This window comes from Polaromonas sp. (assembly GCF_039930745.1).
Taxonomy (GTDB): Bacteria; Pseudomonadota; Gammaproteobacteria; order Burkholderiales; family Burkholderiaceae_C; genus Polaromonas.
The window spans coordinates 1-23,524 of the sequence record NZ_JBDTTH010000040.1; the positions used below are offsets into that span (position 1 = coordinate 1).

Here is a 23,524-nt window from a genome sequence, read left to right on the forward strand (position 1 = left end):
AGGCCGGTGAAGGCGTGCATGATGCCCCAGACGGTGCCGAACAGGCCCACGTAGGGCGAGACCGAGCCGACGGTAGCAAGGAAGGACAGGTTGGCTTCAACTGCGTCCACCTCGCGCTGGTAGCTGGCGCGCATGGCGCGGCGCGCGCCGTCCAGCAGGGTGCTGGGGTCGGCCATGCGGCGCTCGCGCAGCTTCTGGAACTCGCGCATGCCGCTGGCAAAAATACGCTCCATGGGGCCACTGTGTTTGGCGTTCTGGGTGGCCGCGGCGTACAGGTCGTTCAGGCTGGTGCCGGACCAGAACTCGCGGTCAAACTCGTCGTTGAGCGACTGCACGCGCTTGAGCGAGACGATCTTGCGGAAGATGGCAGCCCAGCTCGCAATCGATACACCGACCAGCAATGCCACCACGCCCTGGACCACCCAGCTGGCGTTGAGGAGGAGGTTGACGATGGATAAATCCTGGTTCATGTTTTGGTTTCCAGACGATCAAGGATGTTGGCGGGAATTCTGGCGGGTTTCAGGCTGGCGGCTTCCACCCAGCCGATGCGTATTGTGCCTTCACACAATAATGTCGCCCCCACGCTTTTCGCTGCGCGAGCCTTCGGCGGTGCGCTGCCCCTTTCACCAAAAGAAGGGGCTAATTCTCCTGGGGGCGGCCCGTCGGAAAATTGGTTTTCACCTGATAGCTCCGAATGCTCTGATTTTAATAGCGCAGTTTGCCCGATTATCAAGGACGCCCGGCCTTTTTCTATCAGGCGGGCAGTAACAATGAGTTCATCATCGAGGCGAGCCGGACGATGGTAGCGCACGGTGGTTTCCGTCACCACAAAGATGCCGCCGGTGCTCTGACGCAGGCGCTGCTGCTCGATGCCCAGTGATCTGAGCCACTCGGTGCGCGAACGTTCAAAAAATTTCAGGTAGTTGGCGTAGAACACAATGCCGCCAGCATCGGTGTCTTCCCAGTAGACACGCATTGGCCACTGGAATGTGGCCCCCTCAGCCAAGGACGGTCTCCAGCCGGGCGACAGCTTCCCGCAGCTGTTCCATCGAATTCGCTGTCGAGAAACGGATGTAGCGTTCAGGCGCATCGGTGCCGAAATCGCGGCCTGGCGTGACCGCCAAGTGCGCGCGTTTCATCAGCTCAAACGCAAAGTCCCAGCTGCCGCTGACACCTAGTTTGGCGGCCGCGGCGGTGCAGTCGGCATAGGCATAAAAAGCGCCGTCAGGCATGACGGGCACCGTCAGGCCCAGGCGGTTCAGCTCCGGGATGAAGTAGTCGCGTCTGGCCTTGAACTCGGCGCGGCGGCGCTCGTACTCCGCCAGGCTTTCCGGCTCGAAACAGGCCAGCGCCGCGTGTTGTGCCACGGTGCTGGGGCAGATGAACAGGTTTTGTGCCATGCGTTCGATCACGGGCGCCAGGCTCTCGGGGACCACCAGCCAGCCCAGGCGCCAGCCCGTCATGTTGAAGTACTTGCTGAAGCTGTTGATGCTGATGATGTTGTCGCCCAGGCCGTCGGCCATGGCGAGTGCGGTGTGGCCAAAACGCTCTTCGTAGCTCAGGCCCAGGTAAATCTCATCGATCAGCGTGATGCCGCCGCGGCTGGTCACAAATTCGTGAATGCGCCGCAGCTCTTCCGGTGCAATCGATGTGCCGGTGGGGTTGGAGGGCGAGGCCAGCAGCACGCCGCGCGTCTTGTCCGTCCAGACGGCCTGCACTTTGGCCGCACTGAGCTGGAAGCGCTCTTCGGTCGTGGTGGGCACCAGCACCGCATTGCCATCGGCTGCGCTGACAAAGTGCCGGTTGCAGGGGTAGCTGGGGTCCGGCATCAAAATCTCGTCGCCGGCTTCGATCAATGCCAGGCAGGCCAACTGCAGGGCGGCGGAAGCACCTGCGGTGATGATGATGCGGCCGGGCGCGACGTCGGCATGGAAACGCGACGCATACCAGCGGCTGATGCACTCGCGCAGCGGCTGCAGGCCGGTTGCCTGGGTGTACTGTGTGTTGCCGTCGTGGATGGCGCGAGCCGCGGCCTGCTGAACCAGCGGCGGCGCAGTGAAGTCTGGCTCGCCAATGTTCAGAAAAATCATGGGCTGCGCGCTGTGGGCGACTTCCCTGGCCATGGCGGCTGCGGCCTTGGCAACCTCCATCACATAAAAGGGCTCAATGCGCTGGGCGCGCCGGGCTATCCGCATGTCGCTCGCACTGTGCGCTCAGGCTTTTTGGTCGGCGGCAACTTCCGCGGCACGAAAGCCGGGGGCCAGCTTGTGCAGCACGCCGTTGACGTATTTGTGGCCGTCGGTGCCGCCGAAGGCTTTGGCCAGTTCGATGCACTCGTTGATGACGACGCGGTAGGGCACGTCCAGGCAATGCCTGAATTCATAGGCGCCTATCCACAGCACGGCGTGTTCAACCGGCGATATCTCCGCCATCTTGCGGTCCAGCAGCGGCGTGATGCTGGCGTCCAGCGCCTCGGCGCCCTCGATGCAGCCATGCAGCAGCGCGTCGTAGTGGGCCGAGTCGGCCTTGTGAAAACCGACCAGGTCGCGGGTGAAGGCGTCGATGGACTCCGCCTCGTTGCGGCCGACCAGGTGTTGGTACAACGCCTGCAGGGCGAACTCACGCGCGCGGGTGCGTGCCGACTTGTCGGCGGCTTTTTTCACGCCGGTATCGGTCAGGCCGGTGCGGGTTTGCGGCGGCCGCTTGGGCTTGAGGGGAGTCTTTTCAGTCATGGATCGCTCGGTGGGGTAGGGCCGCAGGTGTCAGGCAAGTTCGTTCAGCAGGTTGGCCATTTCCACGGCAACACGCGCTGCGTCGCGGCCTTTGTCTGTCTGGCGGGCTTCAGCCTGGGCCACGTTTTCAACTGTCAGGATCGCATTGGCGATGGGCAACTGGTAGTCCAGCGCCAGCCGGCTGACCGAGGCGCCGCTTTCGTTGGCCACCAGTTCAAAGTGGTAAGTTTCGCCGCGGATGATGCAGCCCAGCGCGATCAGCGCGTCGTACTGGTCGCGCTCGGCCATGGCCTGCAAGGCGGCAGGAATTTCCAGCGCCCCGGGCACCTTGACGTGGTGAATGTTTTTTTCTTCGACGCCGAGCGCCAGCAGTTCCAGCCAGCAGGCCTTGGCCAGCTCATTGGTGATGCTTTCATTGAAGCGCGCCTGGACAATGCCGATGGCGAGTTTTTTGCCGTCCAGCTTGTCCGATATTCCCTTTTCTGCTCCAAACACGGTTAATCCTTTTTGTTGGCGATGTAGCCGGTGATCTCCAGGCCGTAACCCGTCATGCTGGGCATGCGGCGCGGGTTGCCCATCAGCATCATTTTGTGCACGCCGCATTCGCGCAAAATTTGCGCGCCCACGCCATAGGTGCGCAAATCCATGCGGCCGCGCTCAGGAGCTTGGCTGGCACGGGCTGTGCCCTCAAACTGTTCAAGCAATTGCGCGGCGCTTTCACCGCAGTTGAGCAGCACCGCCACGCCTTTGCCTTCTTTCGCAAGGTAGGCCAGGCTCTGGTCCAGGCTCCATGAATGCATGGGCCGCCCGGTTTCGAGTGCGTCAAGAATGGACAGCGGCTCGTGCACGCGAGCCGCCACGGTGTCGTCGGCGGACCATTGTCCTTTGACCAGAGCCAGATGCAGCCCGTGGCTGGTCTTGTCCTTGAAGGCGTGGGCGGTGAATTCGCCAAAGGCGGTCTGCAGCGTGCGGCTGCCGATTTTTTCAATCAGCGAGTCGTGGCGGCTGCGGTGTTCGATCAGGTCGGCAATCGTGCCGATTTTCAGGCCGTGTTCGGCGGCGAAGATCTGCAGGTCCGGCAGGCGTGCCATGGTGCCGTCGTCTTTCATGATCTCGCAGATCACGGCAGCCGGCGAACAACCCGCCATGCCGGCCAGGTCGCAGCCGGCCTCGGTGTGCCCGGCGCGCATCAGCACGCCGCCATCGACGGCCTGCAAGGGGAAGATATGGCCGGGTTGCACCAGGTCGCTGACCTTCGCGTCTTTGGCCACAGCGGCCTGCACGGTGCGGGCGCGGTCTGCTGCCGAGATGCCGGTGGTCACACCCTCGGCGGCTTCAATGGATACGGTGAAGGCGGTGCTGTGTTTGGTGCCGTTGCGGGTGGCCATGGGCGGCAGCTGCAGCAGCTCGCAGCGTTCGCGCGTCAGGGTCAGGCAGATCAAGCCACGGCCGTAACGCGCCATGAAGTTGACGGCTTCCGGAGTGACGTGGTCGGCCGCCAGCACCAGGTCACCTTCGTTTTCACGGTCTTCTTCATCGACCAGGATGACCATGCGGCCAGCCCGCATGTCGGCCACGATGTCTTGAACGGGGGAGATGGCAATCGTCGTCATGGGTCAGCTGTTCTTTCCGTTCTTGGGAAGCCTGTCAACTCCCAGCATGCGCTCGACATAGCGCGCAATCAGGTCAATTTCCAGGTTTACCTGCGATTGTGGCCGCAGATGGCCCAGCGCCGTGTTTTGTACGGTGTGGGAAATCAGGTTGATGCTGATCTCGCAACCTTTTCCGTCGGCCAGGTCCGTCACGCGGTTGACCGTGAGGCTCACCCCGTTAACGGTGACGGAGCCTTTGTAGGCAAGGTATTTGGCCAGCTCACGGGGGGCGAGGATGCGCAGCTCCCAGCTCTCTCCCACCTCTGCAAAATGGGTGACGGTGCCAATACCATCGACATGCCCGGCCACGATGTGCCCGCCCAGCCGATCGTGGGCACGCAGCGCTTTTTCAAGGTTGATGGGTCCGGGTTCCACCAGCCCGCTTGTTTTGGCCAGTGATTCAGCGGAAATTTCGATCAAAAACTGGTTTTTGGCGCTGTCCAGCACCGTGACGGTCATGCAGGCGCCATTGAGTGCAATGCTGTCACCCAAGCCCACGTCATCAAGGTAGCCCGCTGGCGCCTCGACGGTGAGTCGCTTGCCATGGTCCAAAGAGCTGCCCAGGCTATGGATGGCGACGATGCGCCCCACGCCGGTGATGATTCCGGTAAACATGCCCGCATTTTCGCAGAGATTGCGCGTGCCTCTGGGCCACGGCGCAAAGAAGGCCTAAAAGCGGTCGCGCCCGCTGACCCGCGCGACGATGCGCAGGTCTGGCCCCAGCCTGTCGCTGGAGCGGAAATCGAGGTTCACCGCCTGCGACAGTTCAGTGATGGGGCCGAAGCTGGCGATGTCCGCCCCCTGGCCTATCAGCTTGGGCGCCAGGTAGACCACAAACTCGTCCACCAGTCCTTCGCGGATCAGTGAGCCATTGAGCTTGTGCCCGGCTTCTACGTGAAGCTCATTGACCTCGCGGCGGGCCAGATCACGCAGCATGGCCGCCAGATCCACTTTGCCCTGGGTATCGGGCAAATAAATGACGGTTGCACCCCGCGCTTCAAGAGCCTCCTTTTTGGCATCATTTTGCTCGGAAGCGTAGATATAGAGCACGCGGCCAGCTATGAAAAGATGAGCATCCAGGGGTGTCTCCAGCCGGCTGTCCACCACCACCAGGTGCGGCTGGCGCGGTGTATCGACCAGCCGCACGTCAAGGCGCGGATTGTCTTGCAACACGGTACCGATGCCGGTGAGGACGGCGCAGGAGCGGGCGCGCCAGGCATGGCCATCAGCGCGTGCGGCGTCAGACGTGATCCATTGGCTGACCCCATTGTCCAGCGCCGTCTTGCCGTCCAACGACGCCGCCACCTTCATACGCACCCAGGGCGTCTTGCGGATCATGCGGCTGAAAAAGCCAATGTTCAGCTCGCGGGACTCTTCTGCGCCGGGGCCAACTTCGACCTCAATGCCCGCTGCACGCAGCCGCTCAAAGCCCTGGCCCGAGACCAAGGGATTGGGGTCCGCAATGGAAGCGACTACTTTTTTGACGCCCGCCGCGATCAGCGCGTCGCAGCAGGGGCCGGTACGGCCATGGTGGGAGCAGGGTTCGAGGGTGACGTAGGCGGTGGCGCCTTGCAGCGAGTGGCCACGAGCTTCTGCGTCCCGTAGGGCCATGATTTCGGCGTGAGGACCGCCGGCGCGTTGCGTGTGGCCTCTGCCCACAATCGCATTGTTGGAGTTTGTTATTACACATCCCACCCGAGGGTTGGGATTGCTAAGGCACAGGAAGTTGGAAGCACAGGATAAGGCGGAGTGAATCAAATTTTTCGCGAGTGTTGCGGAGCATGAAATCGCCTTCACCACTCGTCCATCGTTAAAAACCGGCTGTCGGTGGGGCGCTGCAAATAGCGGCATTACGCTGCTTAATGCCAACTAACTACCTTCCGTCCCCTACTGAGTACGTCCTATGTTAAGAAATCGCGGTTTTACATTGATCGAGGTCATGATAACGGTCGCCATTATTGGCATTCTGGCTAGCGTGGCGCTTCCGTCCTACAACGACTACGTCCGCCGGGGGCAGATACAGGAGGCGTTTACGCATTTGTCTGATTATCGGATCAAGATGGAGCAGTATTACCAGGACAACCGAAATTACGGAGCGTCGGCCGGCGCTGTCTGTGCAACGGATGCAACTGCGTCTTCTTGGAATGGCTTTGCTCCGGCCGACGCCAAATATTTTACCTACAGTTGTGCTACTTCTGGCAGTGGGCAGGCCTATACGATTACTGCGACGGGTAGTTCTGCGCGAGCGGTTGGGCACGTCTACACTGTCAATCAGGCGGGCGCCAAGGCAACCACCCTCTTCAAAGGGGATGCGGTTGCGACGGCCTGCTGGTTGGCCAAGACTTCAGCCTGCTGAGCAGGAGTAACGATGCGCTCCCGCGGTTTTTCCCTTATCGAACTCATGGTCACCATTACGGTGTTGGCTTTGATTCTGATGGGGGCTATGCCCAGCATTGGCACATGGCTTGGGAATTTAAAAGTACGTAACTCTGCAAGTTCCATAAGCGATGGCTTGCAACAAGCTAGGGCCGAAGCGATTCGCCGCAATGAGGCTATCAGTTTCTGGCTGGTCTCCTTGCCTGACCAAACTACTTTGAGTAATGATTGCGCGCTGTCGTCGACAGCTGGATCCTGGGTCGTTAGCATGAATTCCCCCGTGGGTGCATGTGCAGCGGCTGCATCCACGACGGTGGCTCCAAGGCTAGTCGCCGCACATCCAGTGGGCGATGGAGGGGCCGATGTCACGGTTGCTGCCTTTCAGGCCAACGGAACCACTGCTGCTAATCAGGTCACTTTTGACGGATTCGGGCGAGTGATCAATACCGGTCCCATCGCCTTGGTTAACGTCAGCAAGAATGCGACGGTCAAGAGCCTGCGTATTGTGGTCAACACCGCAGGTTCGGTTCGCATGTGTGATCCAACTGTAGTGAGCACCACAGATCCTCGGCGTTGCTAACGCGTATATCAATATGAGCACCAGATACAGTTCTTTTTCTTCGTCAAAACGCTCGCGGAATCTCTCCAAGGGGGCCCATCCGGCTTCCATGCGAGGCGCCACTCTGGTCGAGGTATTGGTAGCCATGCTGCTGTTCATGTTGGGTGTTCTGGGCTTGGTGGGCCTGCAGGCCAGCATGACGCGGGCTCAAACCGACGCCAAGTTCCGAGCAGATGCCTCATATCTGGCGGGAGAGTTGACAGGAATGATGTGGTCCGACACTATCAACGCCGCCAAGTATGACAGTGCAACGTGCGCGAGTTACGGGCCCTGTTCCAGCTGGGCAGACAAGGTGGCTCAGGTCATGCCATCCAGCAACGTCTTAGTCACGTTCACCTCGGCAACTGGCGAAGTGAGTATTGTCATCAGTTGGTCCACACCAACCGGCGAAACTCACAAACACACCGCAGTTTCCACGATTCTGACCTCTGAGGGCTAAGTTATGAATGTCAGCACAGCCTTCAAGATAGAAGTGACGAAATCTCATCAAGCCTCGCAAGGTGGTTTTACCCTAATCGAGTTGATGATCAGCTTGGCGCTGGGTCTCCTGACTGTATTAGTAATTACCAATGTAATGATCATGTCAGAGGGGCAGCGTCGGTCCGCCACCAGTGGCAGCGACGCTCAGGTTAACGGAGCGCTGTCGCTGTACATGATTCAACGAGACGTCCAGATGGCTGGATATGGGTTGGCCAGCAATCCTGCTGCGCTCGGATGTGGCATCAACGCAAGCTATGGTGGAACCGCCCTTACTGGCTTCCCTCTTGTAGTTGCACCGGTTGTGATAGAAGACAACGGAAATGCTGGCAGCAAAGTTTCAGTGCTGATCAGCCGCAAGAGCAGTTTCTCCGTGCCGATGCCTGTGACAGAGGATCATCCGGTGGGCAGCGGCTATTTCGTCGTCAGGTCTGCATTTGGCACCACAGCCGGTGATATGTTCGTTGCCGTACCGAGCGTGGTGGGCGGAGGATTTGCATGTGCCTTGCTTCAGGCCACCAACAGCGGCGGTGCCTTACCGACGACCCTTTCAACGGTTGTTATCCCGCATGAAACCACGAGCCAGTGGAATCCTGCCAATCTGGCGAACACCTTCCCCGCAGGCAGTTATCTCATCAACCTGGGGCCCATGGCTTACCGCAGCTATGCCGTCAGCGCAGGGCTTTCATTGCAGACCACCAACCTGATCAGCGCAACCGGCACGGCGGCAACGGAAGATCTTTACCCAGAAATCGTGAAGTTCCAGGCGATGTATGGAAAAGACACCAATGCTGATGGCGTGGTAGATACCTATGACACTACAACACCAACAACTGCAGCGGGGTGGCAACAGGTTCTCGCGGTACGTGTGGCTGTAGTTGCTCGAAGTGGGCAATATGAACGGGAGGTGGTAACTTCGGCTGCACCCTTGTGGAACCTCGGCACGGGCTATACCGTTGCTGGCACAAGCGCATGCTTCACCGGAAGCCAGTGCCTCTCGCTGGGCCTCAGTCACATCACTGACTGGGATCACTATCGCTACAAGGTTTATGACACCGTCATTCCGTTGCGCAACGTCCTCTGGAACTCGTGAGGCTAAAGAAATGACTTCCAAGCTCTCATTTCCCCTGCGCCACCTCCGCAACCAGAAGCTAGCGGTGGAAAGGGCCGGTGCTCAAGCCGGTGCGTCGCTGTTGTTCGCGCTACTGGCCCTGGTTGCGATGTCGCTGGCTGCCATTGGGCTGATCCGATCGGTCAACACTGGCACTCTGGTGATAGGCAATCTTGGATTCAAGCAGGAAGCCACCCGAGCGTCTGATCAGGCGACGATGGCTGCGATTGCCTGGCTGCGCAGCAACCCGTTGATACAAGACAACAACGGGACTGCGGGCACAGGGTATTACGCCAGCACCACTGATTTGATTGATGTCACTGGCCGACAGCTCACTGCGAATACAAGAGCGTTGGTTAACTGGGGTGCAGGCGGCTGTGCCTCTGCCACCAGCGGGACATTTGCCTCCTGTGCCTTTGTTCCTGGCAGCGCTGGGACCATCAATGGAAATACGGCGGAATACATCATTTTCAGGCTGTGTTCCGCAGCGGGTGACCCGACCCTCGACCTAACCATTGCTTGCGTCGCCCCGGTAAGCGCGAGCAGCGGTTCCTCGACCAAGAAAGGCGAAGTGAACTACGCTGACTATGCCCGTTTCAGCGGCGCCGGCGGCCCATATTACCGAATTGTCGTCAAGGTTTCCGGTGCCCGTGACACCACCAGCTTCACCGAAACCATCGTGCATTTTTAGAGCAACCGGAGCTCCGTAATGAAACACAAAAAACTCTCAGGATTATTGCCTGTACTGGCTGCGTTGCTCCTCATAGGCGGCCTGACAACTCCCAGTGCATGGTCGGCATCCACCGACATATCAATTGAACCGCTGTCTTCGCTGTCGGAGGTTTCGGCCAAGCCCAATCTCATGTTCATCCTGGATGATTCAGGATCTATGGCCAATGCTTATATGCCGGACGATATGGACGATAGCGGCCAGTATGGCTATCACAGTTCACAGTGCAACGGCGTTGCCTATAACCCGGCGCTCACCTATTTCCCCCCAGTGAAGGCTAACGGCACTTCATACGCGAATTCAACCTTTTCTTCTGCATGGGACGAGGGTTTTGCGGGTACCGGATCGGTGAATCTCGGAACCACAACATTTACACTGAACTCCACCAGAACCAGTACTACATCGAAAACGATAGGAACAGGGAGCAAAAGTTTTGTCATTGCCGGGCCTGATCTTGTTGCCTCGAGCTATACGGTAGGTCGCGCAATTACAGTTGCGAATGGAGGCGCGACCATGACCGGGTCAATCGCGGCTTGGAACAGTACTACCAAGACTATCACGCTGACCGTTACCGGTACCAGCGGCTCAGGAACTTTCGCCAACTGGACCGTTACTTCCAGTACATCGGAAACGCCTTTTTATTACAGCTATTCGGGATCAGAAGCTGCAATGAATTGGACTTATACAACTGCAGCGCCCATTGCCACTACTTTTTACAACCAGTGCGTAAGCCCAGTGGGTGTTTCGCCCGGTGCTGCTGTGTTTACGAAAGTTTCCGTGAGTGGTTTGACCACTGCTCAGAAGCAAAACTACGCAAACTGGTATTCTTTTTACCGCAAGCGGTTTTTGCTGATGCGTACCGCAGTCGGGAAGGCTTTTTCTACGCTTGGCTCTGGATACCGTGTTGGATTCACAACCATCAACGACACGACGGCGACGGCAGGCACATCCTTTCTGGATACGAAAGATTTCGATGTCACGCAAAAAGCGGCCTTTTATTCCAAGCTCTATTCAGAAGTGCCCGGTTCCAGTACACCTCTACGATCTGCATTGGCGAAAGCGGGGCGCTATTTTGCAAACAAGGCTACAGGCCAGACTTACGACCCGGTGCAGTATTCGTGTCAGCGTAACTATTCTTTGCTGTCGACGGACGGTTATTGGAACAGTACCAACGGAAAGCGGTTGGATGGGACCACGGATATAGGAAACAATGATCGCACTGAAGCGCGGCCCATGCGTGACAGCACAAAAAGCGTTGTGACCAGCGTTACGCCATCAACCACTGTGGTACGCAAATCGGTGGCAAGTACTTACATCACACCTACGACCTGGACAAGATACAAATGGGTTGTCGGCAATTCTCGCAGCAGCATTAACGTGACAACGCAAACGCGTACTCAAACTTCAGCCGTCACCACAACTGTGGTTACAGATGAAACCACAACTTCTACCCGTACGTTGGTGACGACCGACGGAGCGGTTACCAGTGATACAACGACAACGGGCGCCACCACGATCTCACCTGTCAGTACTACAACCACTGGTACTTTTTCTGCTTGGGCAGACGGAGCCATTGCGACCAAAAATACGCTTAGTAGTACCAACTTCAATAACTCCGGGTTGAGTCTGAACAGTACTTATTATTCTGGAGCCTGTTTAGCGTCAACCGCAGATGCAACTGTCGGGAACGGAAACTGCGGCTTCACAACAAACACCGGTGCCGCTGGTGTAACAACGCGTACCCCTACGGTGGTTAACTCTGTGGTGAGCACCAATACCACGGCGGGCACAACCGTAAATACGAACTCGCTTACAGGCGGGGTGAGTGACACGTTGGCGGACGTTGCCCAATATTATTACGCTACCCCTTTGCGCAGTACAGCTCTGGGGAACTGTACTTCAACCGCCTCAGGTTCAAGCCAGAATTTGTGTGACAACACATTGAAGGTGTCTGGCCGTGACACGGCGACCTATCAACATATGTCAACCTACAGTATCGGCTTGGGGGTGAATGGCACCTTGACCTACGATAAAAATTACCTGACACAAAGCTCTGGTGCCTACGTTAATTTAACAAACGGGACAATTGATTGGCCTGCACCCATTTTTTCGACCAATGGTGGCGGCCCGACCAATATTGACGACCTTTGGCATGCGGCAGTTAATGGGCGCGGGCAGTATTATTCCGCTTTGGATGCGAGTGCATTGGGCGATGCAATCAGCGGTGTTCTTACCTCGGTGACCGAAGAAGTCGCAGCTTCCTCAGCCGCTGCGACCAGCGCACTGGAGTTGGTCGCTGGCGAATCCAACGAGGTGTTCAAGGCGAGCTACACCACAGTTTCCTGGACCGGAGATTTGCAGTCTTTCAGCCTTAACGGTACGACAGCCGCTATCGGGTCCACACCCAATTGGTCAGCGCAGACCAAACTGGATAGCAAGGTCGCGAGTACCCGAAATATCTATTATCGGAAATCGCCCAGCAACTCCACGCTCCAGGCTTTCAACTACAGCAACCTGAGCACAGACGGTTATGCGTCGAATTTCGACAACCTGTGCAGCAAAGCGCTCGTCGCGGCTCAATGTGCAAGCTTGACACCGGCCAACGTGACGCTTGCCAACACTGGCAGCAATTTGGTGAACTATCTTCGTGGCGTGAGGACTTATGAAGCCAACAACGCGACGTCACCTCTTTACCGGACCCGTAGCCATGTATTGGGCGACATCATCAATGGCGCGCCAGTGTATGTGGGCGGTTCGCCTTTCAGCTACTCCGATGCTGGTTATGCGGCTTACAAAACGGCGAAGGCCAGCAGAAAACGCATGATCTATGTAGGCGGAAACGATGGCATGCTGCACGCATTTTCAGCAGCCACTGCAGATGGCGGAGAAGAAATGTGGGCATATGTGCCGACGGCAGTCATGCAGAATATGTACAAGCTGGCGGATAGCAGTTATGGATCGCGTCACCAGTATTTCGTGGATGGTGTGCCGGTAATCGCTGATATTTATACAGGTGGTGTCTGGAAGACTATTTTGGTCGGCGGTTTGAACTCCGGTGGCAATTCCTACTACGCGCTCGATATCACCGATCCAGTGAATCCAATCTCTCTCTGGGAATTCACTGACACAAACCTGGGTTTGAGTTATGGCAATCCCATTGTTACGAAGCGCGCGGACGGTACCTGGGTGGTGGCGCTCACCTCGGGGTATAACAACGCCGACGGGAAAGGGCATCTCTACATCGTGAATGCGGCTACCGGGGCCTTGCTCAAGGACATAGCCACCACAGCGGGCAGCAACACAACGCCCAGCGGTTTGGCCAAAATCAATGCATGGATCGATCAAGCGACCAACAACACTGCCACCCGTTTTTATGGCGGTGACCTTCTGGGCAACTTGTGGCGCTTTGATTTCGATAATCTGTTTCTTCCTAACAGCTCGGCCATGTTGCTGGCCACCTATCAAATTAATTCTTCCACACCGCAGCCCATCACAACCAGGCCTGAGACTGCTGAAGTCTCGGGCAAGCCGGTAATCGTGGTAGGCACGGGTCGATATCTTGGCGTGTCCGACATCACCGACACCGTCCAGCAGTCAATTTATGCAGTTAAAGACCCTTTGACCGCAAGCGGATGGGGGGACGCCCGAGCCAATTCCTTGCTGGTGAGTCAGACCGCAACGGTTGCCACCACCGGCGTCAATGTTGGCAAGGCGGAGGGCAGCACCAATGCGGTGGACTGGACATCCAAGATCGGCTGGAAATTAGATCTTCCGAACACCAGGGAGCGGGTAGCGATCAACATGTCGCTGCAATTCAACACGCTTGCAGTGCCCACGGCGGTGCCCAATGGCGATGCTTGCAGCTCAGGCGGCGGGTCCTGGTTGTATTTCATGAACGTGGCATCCGGAACGGCGCTTTTGAACGGCAATGTGCTTGGCACGCAATTGAGCAGCACAGCGATCATTGCTGGTTTGAGCTGGCTCAAACTGGCAGACGGTACGTCCAAAATTATTGTGCAGGACACCTCTGGTTCGCTTCGGGCCGTGGAGCCACCGCCTTCAAGCTCTTCCGTGAGGGGGCCGTTGCACCGCACTTCTTGGCGTGAGCTGATTGATTGATATGCTGCCTTGGGGGGGGCAGTGGAGGGCTCATCGTATTGGCGAGCGTATCAGAGGCTCTGGAAATAGGGTCCGCTGGACATGCTTTGGCATATCGTTGCTGGTGCACGGAATAATCATTGGTTTGTATATCCCCCGAGGAGGAAACACAAACTCTCCGCTCAAGGAAGAGCGGCACCAGATTCATCTAAAGACCAGATTGTTGCGGTCGCAACAATCTGCTGTTCCTGCAGCGCTGCGTTTGCCCCCCGTAACTGCGGTCGCGCATAACTCGGCAATTGGTCGGCCTCTAGCGCTGGATGAGCCCTTACTTCCAGAAGCTGCAGAATCGTCTTTTTCAGATGCGAGTCGGCCCGACTCCCTGCCTCTAGAGGCCGTTACGGATGAGGGTAGCGGGCAGGGATGGAGTGGCTCGGAGTATCTGCCGCGAAGCCTGTTATCCGTGGTCCCCGCGCCTCAAGCGCCGATTGCTATTCCATATCCTCCCGAGGTGGCCGGTAATGGGCGATACGCCGGTGTGTTCTCGCTTTTCATCGACGAATTGGGCAGCGTACGCCATGTGCGTATGGAAGAACCAGCCTTGCCGCCCGCCATGGAACAGGCCGTACGCCAGACCTTCATGCAAATCCAGTTCTCGTCCGGGGAACGCGATGGACAGCACGTGAAATCCCTCATTCGGGTTGAGATCGTCTTCGACACGATCTGACCAGGCACTGGCGAGAAATCCGGCGACAGTAGCTGACTGACCCTTGATCGCGGCGTCAGCATGCACATGACCGTGAATTCCCAAAAGCGCGCAAAAGTATTCAATCCCCTCCAAAGATATTCCGGTCTTGAGTTTATTAAACTCATCACGCGTCTACGCGAGCTATAAAACGAAAGAGTGAGTCTTCTCCGTCGTCGTATTACATACACGATACCGCGCGTCATCGACCTCACCGTTCAGCTGATCTAACCCCCCGAATGTCGGCCGGGCAATGGGTCTTCAGTGCATGCCAGACTAGTCTGGACCGCATGTACAAGAAGATTTCGCAGACGGGTTTCACTCTAGTAGAACTAATGGTTGTGACCACGCTGGTCGCTGTGTTGGTGATGCTTGCGGTTCCAGGCTTTCGCTCCTTTCTCCTGAAGCGTGCGGTTCTGTCGGCCGTTGACGCCATGATGACGGACTTGCGGTATGCCCGCTCTGAGGCTATCAAGCGCTCAACCCGCGTTACGCTTTGCCAAAGTGCAAGCGGGACAAATTGCTCTGGGGCGGACGGCGCGTGGGTCAATGGGTGGATGGTGTTTATCGATGCGAACGGGGATGGCACCTTCGATGCAGGCGAGCAAATCCTCAGGGTGCAGCAAGCGCTGCCCTCAATAACTTCTATTGCCCGGCCTGCTGGCAGCACGCGTCGCTTTTTCACCTATCAGGCCACAGGGTGGGCCAAAAGTGCCGACGAGACGCTGGTGTTTGTGCCCACCGGGCCTGCTCCCGATGCGGAGCGACTTGTCTGCATTTCCAATCAGGGACGGCCTGCGCTCAAGGCGGCGGGGGCCGCTTCGTGCTGAGCTTGGAGATGGTGGCGGTTCCGTGCGATGGGCGCTGGCTGGGCGCAAGAGCGCGTGAGTCAGGAAGCACGCTTCTGGAAGTTCTGATTTCAATCGTCATCTCGTCGGTCGCCCTCCTGGCTCTTGCGGGTTCCAGCGCCTCGGCCTTGCGCTATACCAAAATGTCACAGTATCGTGCGACGGCCACCCTGCTCGCGGGTGATCTGGCAGAACGAATGAGGGCGAACAAGGGACAGGCGGCGAGGGAAGAAACCGCTGCAAGCGGTTTCTTCGCTGGTGCGTACGACTTCAATGCCACAAGTTTCGCTCGGCAAGCGACCAACGCCAATTTTCCTGCGGAGCTATGCAACACTGCGGCCAGTTCGTGCACGCCTGCGCAAATCGCTGAGCTCGATATGGCTCAGTGGCGCTTGCTGGTGCGAACCCAGTTGCCGGAAGGTTCCGTCTTTGTTTCACGGCAGGAAGACGCCATCGCTGCCGATGTCTGGATGGCATGGCGCGATCCGGCAGTGGCGAGTTCTGACGAGGCTCCCATGCTTGCGGCGGAGTGTCCCAGCGGGCTGGGCACGCGCTCGGACAAAAGCGTGCGTTGCAGCTATTTCAGGATCAACCTGTGACGCGGGCAGCCACACGCCCCCGGTCCCGCCAGCGCGGGCTCTCCATTGTGGAGGTTCTGGTGTCGCTGGTGATCGGGCTGGTTGTCGTCGGTGCCGTTCTTCTGGCCTATCTCACTTCCGGGCAGACGCAGAGGTTGCAGACGGCCTATGCCCAAATGAATGAAGATGCCCAGATCGGCCTGCATCTGCTGTCCAGCGATCTTCTGCTCGCTGGTTATGCGCAGCCTGTGAGCCTGGATCCCGGGACCCTTCAGCTTGTGCGGACCTACGCGGGTCGGCCGGTCTTTGGCTGCGACGGCAACTTTGTGAAAGCCAATACTACCGGCCAGGTCATCTGTGCGGGGAATGGAAATTCGCATTCCATCGAAGTGGTGTACGAAGCGGATCTGGCCACCACTGTGCGCAACAGCACAAGCAAGGGACCATCGGATTGCCTCGGTGGCAGCCTGGCGGAGCAGACAGTTGGATCGACCAATTTTTTTGTCGCTTACAACCGCTATTACGTGGCCACGAGTGTACTGGGTCGTCCTGAACTTCATTGCGCCAGCAACAAGGCCGGTGCCGTAGGGCTGCCGCTGGTGGACAACGTGGAAAGCATGAAGATCTGGTATGGCGAGGCCAATCCGGCTGAGCCGCGCAGCATTACCCGGTACGTGAGCGCGGCCAATGTCAAGGACCTCGGAACCGATTTCAGCTTCGTTGTGAGTGTTCGCGTATGCCTGTTGATGCGAAGCGCCGAACCGGTCCTGACTGCCGAGGACTCTGCAAGTTATCTGGATTGCGATTCCACCTTGCAGACGTCCACGGACCGCTTTGCACGGCGAGCCTATGCCCGAACCACCGCCTTGCGCAACAAGATGGCTTTTTAGGCCGTGATGAAACATCCCACTCCTGTTCCCTATCTGGGAAAACATCCCTGTCGCCAGCGTGGCGTTTCATTGATCATCGTTTTGATCATGCTGGTCATCATTGGCTTGACTTCGGCGGCGACTATGCGAAACGCAACGTCGAACGAGCAGCTGACCAACAACATGCGCATGCAAAACCTGGCGCAGCAATACGCCGAAGCCGCCTTGCGCTATTGCGAAGCGCAACTCGTCAAGCCTGACTCTGATGAAGCCCGAGTCGCCACGCTGAAGGAGGCCAAGATAGTTGTGACGCCGGTCGACACGGAGCTCAAGGACGTGGCGTGGATGCAAACTGTCACCTGGACCGGCACAGGCGGCGCTTCGGCCTCCCTGACATCGCTACCCGAAGCGATTATCAAGTCATCGGACACCTCTTTCAATCCTGCGAAGCTTCCCGAGTGCGTGGTTGAAAAACAGATGCTGCGTGACGGCACCCGAACCTATGTGATCACAGGCCGGGGCTTCAGCCCCGATTACACCGCCGATGCATCCACGGGAAGCACCACTGGTGGCTCGGTGGTCTGGCTCCAGTCCACCCTCGTTTTGAACTAAGGACGCGCATGTTTTTTCTTTTGCCGTCTGTCAGAAGCTTGGTTCTTTCAACAGCTATCGCCATGCTTCTGGTGCAGTTGGTGGCCGCCCAGGCTCCAGCCCAGAAGCCTTTGCTAAGCCGCGATGGCGGCGGGGTGAAGCCCAACATCTTGCTGACCATGGACGATTCCGGTTCGATGATGTTTCAGCATATGCCCGAAGACAACATCATCCTGGGCTCGCAGATCATTCGCAATCCGGTCGGCGGCAATTCCGTTCGCATGGATCCTGATGACAATGCGACGCTGGGCGGGCCAGGCTCGGCGCAAGGAAACCCGGTTCAGTACCGAGGGACAATTTCCGGTGATCCCGCGTCACAAAATTACCGGCAGAAAATGCTTCGTTCGTCGGATACCAACACCATCTACTACAACCCCGAGGTGCGCTACCGGCCGTGGCCTTTGGTCGCCGGCGGCCGCATGCCCAACGCTACAGTGACCGCGGCGCGCCGCGACCCCATGAGCGCAACTGGCGGCACGATTGATCTGACCAATGTGCGCACCATTGCGAATGCCGGGCTGGTCTGGTGTTATCAGCCTTTGACCGGTGTCGTCGGAGCCGCCGCTGAAGGCGCTTGCGGCGCCAACATCAGCATCGCCTATGACCCGGGCCTGTATTACAGGCTGAACAAAAGCACGTCAGGTGCCTACCTCGGTGCGAACAGTCCGGTGAACTACCAGAAGTTCAGTATCAACGATGCCAGCACGACGACCTACACCGCCTCTCCGGCACGCACCGATTGCAGCGCCACCAGCTGTTCGCGCACTCAGGAGCGCCAGAACTTTGCCAATTGGTTCACTTACTACCGCACGCGCAACCTGCTGGCCAGGGGAGCGGTGGCGGAGGCCTTCTCTGAATCTGCGGATACCTTTCGCCTCGGGTATGGGCGCATCAACCACGGGGAATCCTTGATCGACGGTGTCAACACGCATGTCATCCAGGCGGGCGTGCGGGACTTCACCGGCACACGCAAGGGGGAGTTGTTCGACTGGCTGTATTCGCTGCCGGCTGTGGGCGGCACCCCCTTGCGCTTGGCGGTTCAGGAGGCCGGAGAGTATTTCTCCCGGGCAGACAGCCGGGGCCCGTGGGCTGAATCTCCAGGAACTGCCAGTTCAGGCGCTGATAAAACCTGTCGCCGTGCCTACCACCTACTGGTGACGGATGGCTACTGGAGTGACCAGGTGGGTTCCAACGGTCTGGAAACGGTGGGTAACCAGGACGATGCCGACGGTACTTCGATTTCAGGGCCTCTCGACAAGCCTTATCGATATAAAAAAACCGCGCCGTATCGCGACGATGCTTCGGACACGCTGGCGGACTACGCCATGAAATTCTGGAAGAACGATTTGCGTCCCGATCTGACCAACAAGGTCGTTTCGTCGCCTGAAAATCCGGCCTTCTGGCAACACATGGTGAACTTCACGGTTGGCCTGGGCGTGCGCGGTTCTCTCGATCCGGCGACCGATCTGCCTTTGTTGGCCGGCGGAAGCAAAAGCTGGGGTTCTGACGCGATTGACGACCTCTGGCATGCCGCGGTCAACAGCCGCGGAAAATTCTTCAGCGCCAAGGATCCCGGTGAAATGGCCGGCGCGATTCGCGATTCCATCGGTCAGGCCCTTCAGCGCGAGTTGCGTGAAGGCGGGGTGGCTACTGCAAGCAATCAGCTGGAAGAAGGAAATCGCGCTTATGTTCCATCCTACAAGACGGGCGTATGGAGCGGTGATGTGCAGGCCCGTGCAGTTGGTGCGGGCCCCGACGCCCCGCCGTTCTGGAGCGCTGAAGCCCGCATGCCTGCGTGGGGCAGCCGGAAAATTTTTACCTGGGACGCCGGCTTGACCAAGCCGAAAGCGGTACCGTTTACCTGGAGTGACATGAGCACAGGCAACAGAACGGCGCTTGGCTCGGCGGGCAATAGCGCCATGGTTGATTTTTTGCGGGGTAACCGGGCCCAGGAGGGCAGCGATCAACCCTTTCGCAGGCGCGCCGCTGTTCTGGGCGATTTTATTAATTCCAACCCGCTGCTGATCAAGGCCGGCGTGAACCTCGGCTACGGCAATTTGCCCACCAGCGGAGGCGAGTACGCCAAGTTTTTGGAGCAAAAAGCAAAACGCGGCGCGACGCTGTTTATCGGCAGCAATGGCGGGATGCTCCACGCCTTCAAGGACACGTTGGGGAAGACGCCCGCGGAAGATGGCCGGGAAGTCTTTGCCTTTGTCCCCCGGGCAACGTATTCCAATCTTTCCAAGTTGTCGGATAAAGCGTATGGCACCGACCAGCTGTACCACCAGTTTTTCGTGGACGGGCCCTTGCGGGAAACCGATGCCTATGTACGCGCGCCGGGTGAGTCTTCGGCGAGCTGGCGCAACTATCTCCTTGGAACCCTGGGGGCAGGTGGGCGTGCCGTTTACGCGCTCGACGTGACGGATACCGCCGATCTCGGCGCGACGACGGTGCGTTGGGAATTTTCGAATACCAACGATGCCGACCTGGGGCATGTGTACTCAGCCGTGGAGTCGGGCGTTCTGCCCAACGGCCAATGGGTCGCGATTTTTGGCAACGGCCACATGAGCGTGGCTGGCAAGGCGGTTCTCTTTGTGGCGAACCTTGAAACCGGAGCAGTACAGAAGCTGGTGGTGGATTCCTCAGGCTCCAACGGGTTGAGTGGCGTGGCCGTGCAGCGCAACAGCCAGGGGCAAATCACCACCTTGTACGCAGGTGACCTGAAAGGCCAGTTGTGGAAGTTTGCCTATAACGCCGCAGCGGCGAGCCGCTTCGAGATTTCTGACGGTGCGCCTCTGTTCTCGGCGACAAGCGTTGCCGGAGTGCCGCAACCCATCACTCAGCCACCTGGCATTTATGAGCACCGCAGTGGTGGCAAGATGCTGATTTTCGGCACCGGTATCCTGGTGACAGAAACCGATGCGAACTCCACCTCGGTTCAAGCGATTTACGGTGTGTGGGACAAACCGGCGGACGTTGGCTTTGCTCGCCCCATAGCCCGTTCTTCCCTGGCAGCCCGGGCGCTTTCCTCGACCCCTGCACCGGATGGCAATGTGGTTTACGACGTGAAAGGCGATGCAGTGGATTTTGTGACCCAGCGGGGCTGGGTGATCGATCTCGATGTGCTCCCGGGCTTGAGAATGATCAATCCGATCGTGTTTGTCAGCAAGGGTGTGGCGCTGGTCCACGCGCTGGCCCCCGGCCAAAACGTCGTGCCCTGTGAAGCTTCCCCCGGCGCTGGCATCACCTTTGTGTTGCCAGTCGCCTCAGGCGCAAATCCTTCCTACCGGCTTTTTGACACCAACGGCGACGGATTCGTGAACGGTGACGATTCCACCAGTGTGGGTTATTCCACTTCGCCCGGGGGGCAGAAAGTTTTCCTTCCGGACAGCTCGCCCAATGGAGGTGGAGGCGGTCCGTCCCCTTGTCCCCCGGGATTCAAACCCGGCCTGTCCCTGGACCAGGCTTCCGGCGGCAAGCTGGTGTGCGTCCCGGGCGAGCCTTTTGGGATCACCGACCGTGTCTGGCGCCGGATCATCAATCCGCCCATCCTCTAGAAAAGTCAGAAATGAAATTCAACCAATATCCAATCAGCCGAGTGCGCGTTTCGGGCTTTACCCTGCTCGAACTGATGATCGTCGTGGCCATCGTCGGCATACTCGCGGCGGTCGCCCTGCCTAGTTACTCAGAACATGTCCGCCGCGGCAACAGGGCGGAAGCGACTTCTGCATTGCTGGAGGCCCGGCAGTTCATGGAGCGTTATTACGCCGCCAACAGCCGCTACACCACTTCTGCTGATGTCAACCCCGCGCTGCCGGCGCGCCTGCAGACACTTCCCCCGGGCGGTGCCGCGCGCTACACACTGAGTGTGGAAGCTACGGTCAACTCCTACACGCTGACGGCCGTGCCTTCCGGAGGTATGGCTGTCGACAAATGCGGCTCTTTGTCGGTGACCCACACTGGCGTCAAGGGGAAAAGCGGTGCTGGGCTCAGTGTCGCGGATTGCTGGAGATGATTAACACGCATCAACCTTGCGCTACCGCCTTACCTCATCCACTAGCGTCTTGAACTCGTCAATATCTTCAAAACTCCGGTAGACGCTGGCAAAGCGCACGTACGCGACTTTGTCGAGTTTTTTCAGTTCCCGCATGACAAGCTCACCAAGTCGGGTGGAGGGCACTTCGCGCAGGCCGAGGTTGAGCAGCTTTTCCTCAATGCGCTCAATGGCCGAGTCCACCTGTTCCGTGCTGACAGGGCGCTTGCGCAGGGCTAGGTTCATGGAGCCGAGAATCTTGCTGCGCTTGTACTCAATGCGGCGGCCGTCTTTCTTGACGATGGCCGGGAAGTTGACGTCGGGCCGCTCGTAGGTGGTGAAGCGTTTTTCACACGCGCCGCACTGGCGGCGGCGGCGTATGAAGTCTGCGTCTTCCGACACCCGCGTTTCAACAACCTGGGTTTCAAGATTGCCGCAGAAGGGGCACTTCATGCTGTTTTGCCAGAATTTACAAGCATAATTGGCCTCCAGCCCTTATGGGGTGGGCGCAAGAAGCTATCAAAAACATAGTGCTTGCACCGCGCCGCATGGTTACCTGTACACCGGGAAGCGGCTGGTCATGGCATTGACCTTGGCACGAACCGCTTCAATATTTGCCGCATCACGCGGATTGTCGAGCACGTCGGCAATCAGGTTGGCTGTCAAACGCGCTTCCTCGTCCTTGAAACCGCGCGTGGTCATGGCCGGGGTGCCAATGCGCACGCCGCTGGTGACCATGGGTTTTTCCGGGTCGTTGGGAATGGCGTTTTTGTTGATGGTCATGTGGGCGCTGCCTAGCACGGCTTCGGCTTCCTTGCCGGTGATGCCCTTGGCGCGCAGGTCCACCAGCATGACGTGGCTTTCGGTGCGGCCGCTGACTATGCGCAGGCCGCGTTGCGTCAGCGTTTCGGCCACGATCTGTGCGTTTTTCAGCACTTGCTGCTGGTAGGTTTTGAACTCGGGCGCCAGCGCTTCCTTGAAGGCCACGGCCTTGGCTGCGATCACATGCATCAGCGGGCCGCCCTGCAGGCCGGGGAAGATGGCGCTGTTGATGGCTTTTTCGTGTTCGGCTTTCATCAGGATGATGCCGCCGCGCGGGCCGCGCAGGCTTTTGTGGGTGGTGGAGGTCACCACATCGGCGTGCGGCACAGGGTTCGGGTAGATGCCGGCGGCGATCAGGCCGGCGTAGTGCGCCATGTCCACCATGAAGATGGCGCCCACATCTTTGGCTACCTTGGCAAAGCGCGCAAAGTCAATGCCCAGCGAATAAGCAGACGCGCCGGCGATGATCAGCTTGGGCCTGGTTTCATGCGCCTTGCGTTCCATGGCCTCGTAGTCGATCTCTTCCTTGTCATTGAGGCCATAGGAAACGACGTTGAACCACTTGCCGCTCATATTCAGGGCCATCCCATGGGTCAGGTGGCCGCCTTCGGCCAGGCTCATGCCCATGATGGTGTCGCCGGGCTTGAGAAAGGCCAGAAACACGGCTTCGTTGGCCGAAGCGCCGCAATGCGCTTGCACATTGGCAGCTTCGGCGCCAAAGATCTGCTTGACGCGGTCAATGGCCAGCTGTTCGGCCACGTCCACATGTTCGCAGCCACCGTAGTAGCGGCGGCCGGGGTAGCCTTCGGCGTATTTGTTGGTGAGCTGCGAGCCCTGCGCGGCCATCACGGCGGGCGAGGCGTAGTTTTCGCTGGCGATCAGCTCGATGTGGTGTTCCTGGCGCGCGTTTTCAGCCTGGATGGCGGCAAAAATTTCGGGGTCGGCTTGTTCAACAAGAATGTTGCGGTCGTACATGGCAGTCCTTCAAGACGTGGTCCCTGTCATGGCAGGCATGAAACAAGGGCTGCCCAGGCGAACGGCTGAACGCTGTGGTCACCGATGACGTCAGCGGTGCGCTTCCCAGTGGTATCCCACGTCAGCAAACGCCCTTTATGCAGGGGTCGCCTATCGCCAGTTGCGCACCCCGCTAGTGTAGCGGAGTCGGCGCCGAACCTGCCTTCGG

Annotated in this window: 23 protein-coding genes and 1 riboswitch; of the genes, 12 read left to right on the top strand and 11 right to left on the bottom strand. The window is 58.4% G+C overall.

The window, feature by feature from the left end; all coding sequences use genetic code 11:
• The 8 genes from ABI660_RS13235 to ribD form a co-directional block, all read right to left on the bottom strand.
• On the bottom strand, window positions 1-470 hold a 470-nt coding region (locus ABI660_RS13235; protein WP_348068717.1), incomplete at its 3' end, for a MotA/TolQ/ExbB proton channel family protein.
• Complete coding sequence (locus tag ABI660_RS13240; RefSeq protein WP_348068719.1) at window positions 467-976, bottom strand: YbgC/FadM family acyl-CoA thioesterase; 510 nt, start codon at window positions 974-976, stop codon at window positions 467-469. The genes ABI660_RS13235 and ABI660_RS13240, both read right to left, overlap by 4 nt.
• A gap of 22 nt (window positions 977-998) precedes the next feature.
• Complete coding sequence (locus ABI660_RS13245; protein ID WP_348068721.1) at window positions 999-2,195, bottom strand: pyridoxal phosphate-dependent aminotransferase; 1,197 nt, start codon at window positions 2,193-2,195, stop codon at window positions 999-1,001.
• 18 nt (window positions 2,196-2,213) lie between these two features.
• Window positions 2,214-2,732 (bottom strand): transcription antitermination factor NusB, encoded by a 519-nt coding sequence (gene nusB / locus ABI660_RS13250; RefSeq protein ID WP_348068723.1) that lies wholly within the window; start codon window positions 2,730-2,732, stop codon window positions 2,214-2,216.
• 30 nt (window positions 2,733-2,762) lie between these two features.
• Window positions 2,763-3,227 carry a 6,7-dimethyl-8-ribityllumazine synthase gene (ribH, locus tag ABI660_RS13255; protein WP_348068725.1) on the bottom strand — a complete coding sequence of 155 codons (465 nt, stop codon included), beginning with the start codon at window positions 3,225-3,227 and terminating at the stop codon, window positions 2,763-2,765.
• Between the two features lie 2 nt (window positions 3,228-3,229).
• The gene (gene ribBA, locus ABI660_RS13260; RefSeq protein WP_348068727.1) at window positions 3,230-4,345 is read right to left on the bottom strand and encodes a bifunctional 3,4-dihydroxy-2-butanone-4-phosphate synthase/GTP cyclohydrolase II; all 1,116 of its coding nucleotides are present in this window, start codon (window positions 4,343-4,345) and stop codon (window positions 3,230-3,232) included.
• Between the two features lie 3 nt (window positions 4,346-4,348).
• A complete protein-coding gene (locus ABI660_RS13265) occupies window positions 4,349-4,999 on the bottom strand; it encodes a riboflavin synthase (RefSeq protein WP_348068729.1) in 651 nt (216 codons plus the stop codon).
• Between the two features lie 54 nt (window positions 5,000-5,053).
• Window positions 5,054-6,142 (bottom strand): bifunctional diaminohydroxyphosphoribosylaminopyrimidine deaminase/5-amino-6-(5-phosphoribosylamino)uracil reductase RibD, encoded by a 1,089-nt coding sequence (ribD, locus tag ABI660_RS13270; RefSeq protein ID WP_348068731.1) that lies wholly within the window; start codon window positions 6,140-6,142, stop codon window positions 5,054-5,056.
• Between the two features lie 145 nt (window positions 6,143-6,287).
• On the opposite strand from ribD, the gene ABI660_RS13275 reads away from it, so the two are divergent.
• The 6 genes from ABI660_RS13275 to ABI660_RS13300 are packed head-to-tail and all read left to right on the top strand — an operon-like array spanning window position 6,288 to window position 13,816.
• Window positions 6,288-6,740, top strand: a complete 453-nt coding sequence (locus ABI660_RS13275; protein WP_348068733.1) for a type IV pilin protein — start codon at window positions 6,288-6,290, stop codon at window positions 6,738-6,740.
• A gap of 12 nt (window positions 6,741-6,752) precedes the next feature.
• Window positions 6,753-7,340, top strand: coding sequence for a GspH/FimT family pseudopilin (locus ABI660_RS13280; RefSeq protein WP_348068735.1), 588 nt, complete (start codon window positions 6,753-6,755; stop codon window positions 7,338-7,340).
• A gap of 13 nt (window positions 7,341-7,353) precedes the next feature.
• On the top strand, window positions 7,354-7,818 hold the full coding sequence (locus tag ABI660_RS13285; RefSeq protein ID WP_348068737.1) for a pilus assembly protein PilV: 465 nt from the start codon (window positions 7,354-7,356) through the stop codon (window positions 7,816-7,818).
• Between the two features lie 3 nt (window positions 7,819-7,821).
• Window positions 7,822-8,949, top strand: coding sequence for a PilW family protein (locus tag ABI660_RS13290; protein ID WP_348068739.1), 1,128 nt, complete (start codon window positions 7,822-7,824; stop codon window positions 8,947-8,949).
• Window positions 8,950-8,959: 10 nt separating this feature from the next.
• Window positions 8,960-9,658: a pilus assembly protein PilX gene (locus ABI660_RS13295; RefSeq protein WP_348068741.1), complete on the top strand. Its 699-nt coding sequence runs from the start codon at window positions 8,960-8,962 to the stop codon at window positions 9,656-9,658.
• Window positions 9,659-9,676: 18 nt separating this feature from the next.
• Window positions 9,677-13,816 carry a PilC/PilY family type IV pilus protein gene (locus tag ABI660_RS13300; RefSeq protein WP_348068743.1) on the top strand — a complete coding sequence of 1,380 codons (4,140 nt, stop codon included), beginning with the start codon at window positions 9,677-9,679 and terminating at the stop codon, window positions 13,814-13,816.
• A 436-nt stretch (window positions 13,817-14,252) separates the two neighbouring features.
• On the opposite strand, the gene ABI660_RS13305 is transcribed toward ABI660_RS13300, so the two are convergent.
• Entirely contained in the window at window positions 14,253-14,636 is a 384-nt protein-coding gene (locus ABI660_RS13305; protein WP_348068744.1) for a hypothetical protein, read from the bottom strand.
• A 194-nt stretch (window positions 14,637-14,830) separates the two neighbouring features.
• Between ABI660_RS13305 and ABI660_RS13310 the strand changes: the two genes are divergently transcribed.
• From ABI660_RS13310 to ABI660_RS13335, 6 genes are read left to right on the top strand one after another with little or no spacing between them, the layout of a single operon-like run.
• Window positions 14,831-15,370 (top strand): GspH/FimT family pseudopilin, encoded by a 540-nt coding sequence (locus tag ABI660_RS13310; protein ID WP_348068746.1) that lies wholly within the window; start codon window positions 14,831-14,833, stop codon window positions 15,368-15,370.
• A gap of 8 nt (window positions 15,371-15,378) precedes the next feature.
• Window positions 15,379-15,987, top strand: coding sequence for a type IV pilus modification protein PilV (gene pilV, locus ABI660_RS13315; protein ID WP_348068775.1), 609 nt, complete (start codon window positions 15,379-15,381; stop codon window positions 15,985-15,987).
• Entirely contained in the window at window positions 15,984-16,856 is an 873-nt protein-coding gene (locus tag ABI660_RS13320) for a PilW family protein (RefSeq protein ID WP_348068748.1), read from the top strand. Before pilV ends, ABI660_RS13320 begins: the two co-directional genes overlap by 4 nt.
• Before the next feature lie 6 nt (window positions 16,857-16,862).
• Complete coding sequence (locus tag ABI660_RS13325) at window positions 16,863-17,447, top strand: PilX N-terminal domain-containing pilus assembly protein (RefSeq protein WP_348068777.1); 585 nt, start codon at window positions 16,863-16,865, stop codon at window positions 17,445-17,447.
• An 8-nt stretch (window positions 17,448-17,455) separates the two neighbouring features.
• Window positions 17,456-21,043: a PilC/PilY family type IV pilus protein gene (locus ABI660_RS13330; protein WP_348068750.1), complete on the top strand. Its 3,588-nt coding sequence runs from the start codon at window positions 17,456-17,458 to the stop codon at window positions 21,041-21,043.
• 11 nt (window positions 21,044-21,054) lie between these two features.
• Window positions 21,055-21,501 carry a type IV pilin protein gene (locus ABI660_RS13335; RefSeq protein WP_348068752.1) on the top strand — a complete coding sequence of 149 codons (447 nt, stop codon included), beginning with the start codon at window positions 21,055-21,057 and terminating at the stop codon, window positions 21,499-21,501.
• A gap of 21 nt (window positions 21,502-21,522) precedes the next feature.
• Here ABI660_RS13335 and nrdR read toward each other — a convergent pair whose 3' ends face one another.
• On the bottom strand, window positions 21,523-21,972 hold the full coding sequence (nrdR, locus tag ABI660_RS13340; RefSeq protein WP_348068754.1) for a transcriptional regulator NrdR: 450 nt from the start codon (window positions 21,970-21,972) through the stop codon (window positions 21,523-21,525).
• Window positions 21,973-22,071: 99 nt separating this feature from the next.
• Window positions 22,072-23,316 (bottom strand): serine hydroxymethyltransferase, encoded by a 1,245-nt coding sequence (gene glyA / locus ABI660_RS13345; RefSeq protein WP_348068756.1) that lies wholly within the window; start codon window positions 23,314-23,316, stop codon window positions 22,072-22,074.
• A 44-nt stretch (window positions 23,317-23,360) separates the two neighbouring features.
• Window positions 23,361-23,490, bottom strand: a riboswitch (ZMP/ZTP riboswitch).
• Between the last annotated feature and the right edge of the window lie 34 nt (window positions 23,491-23,524).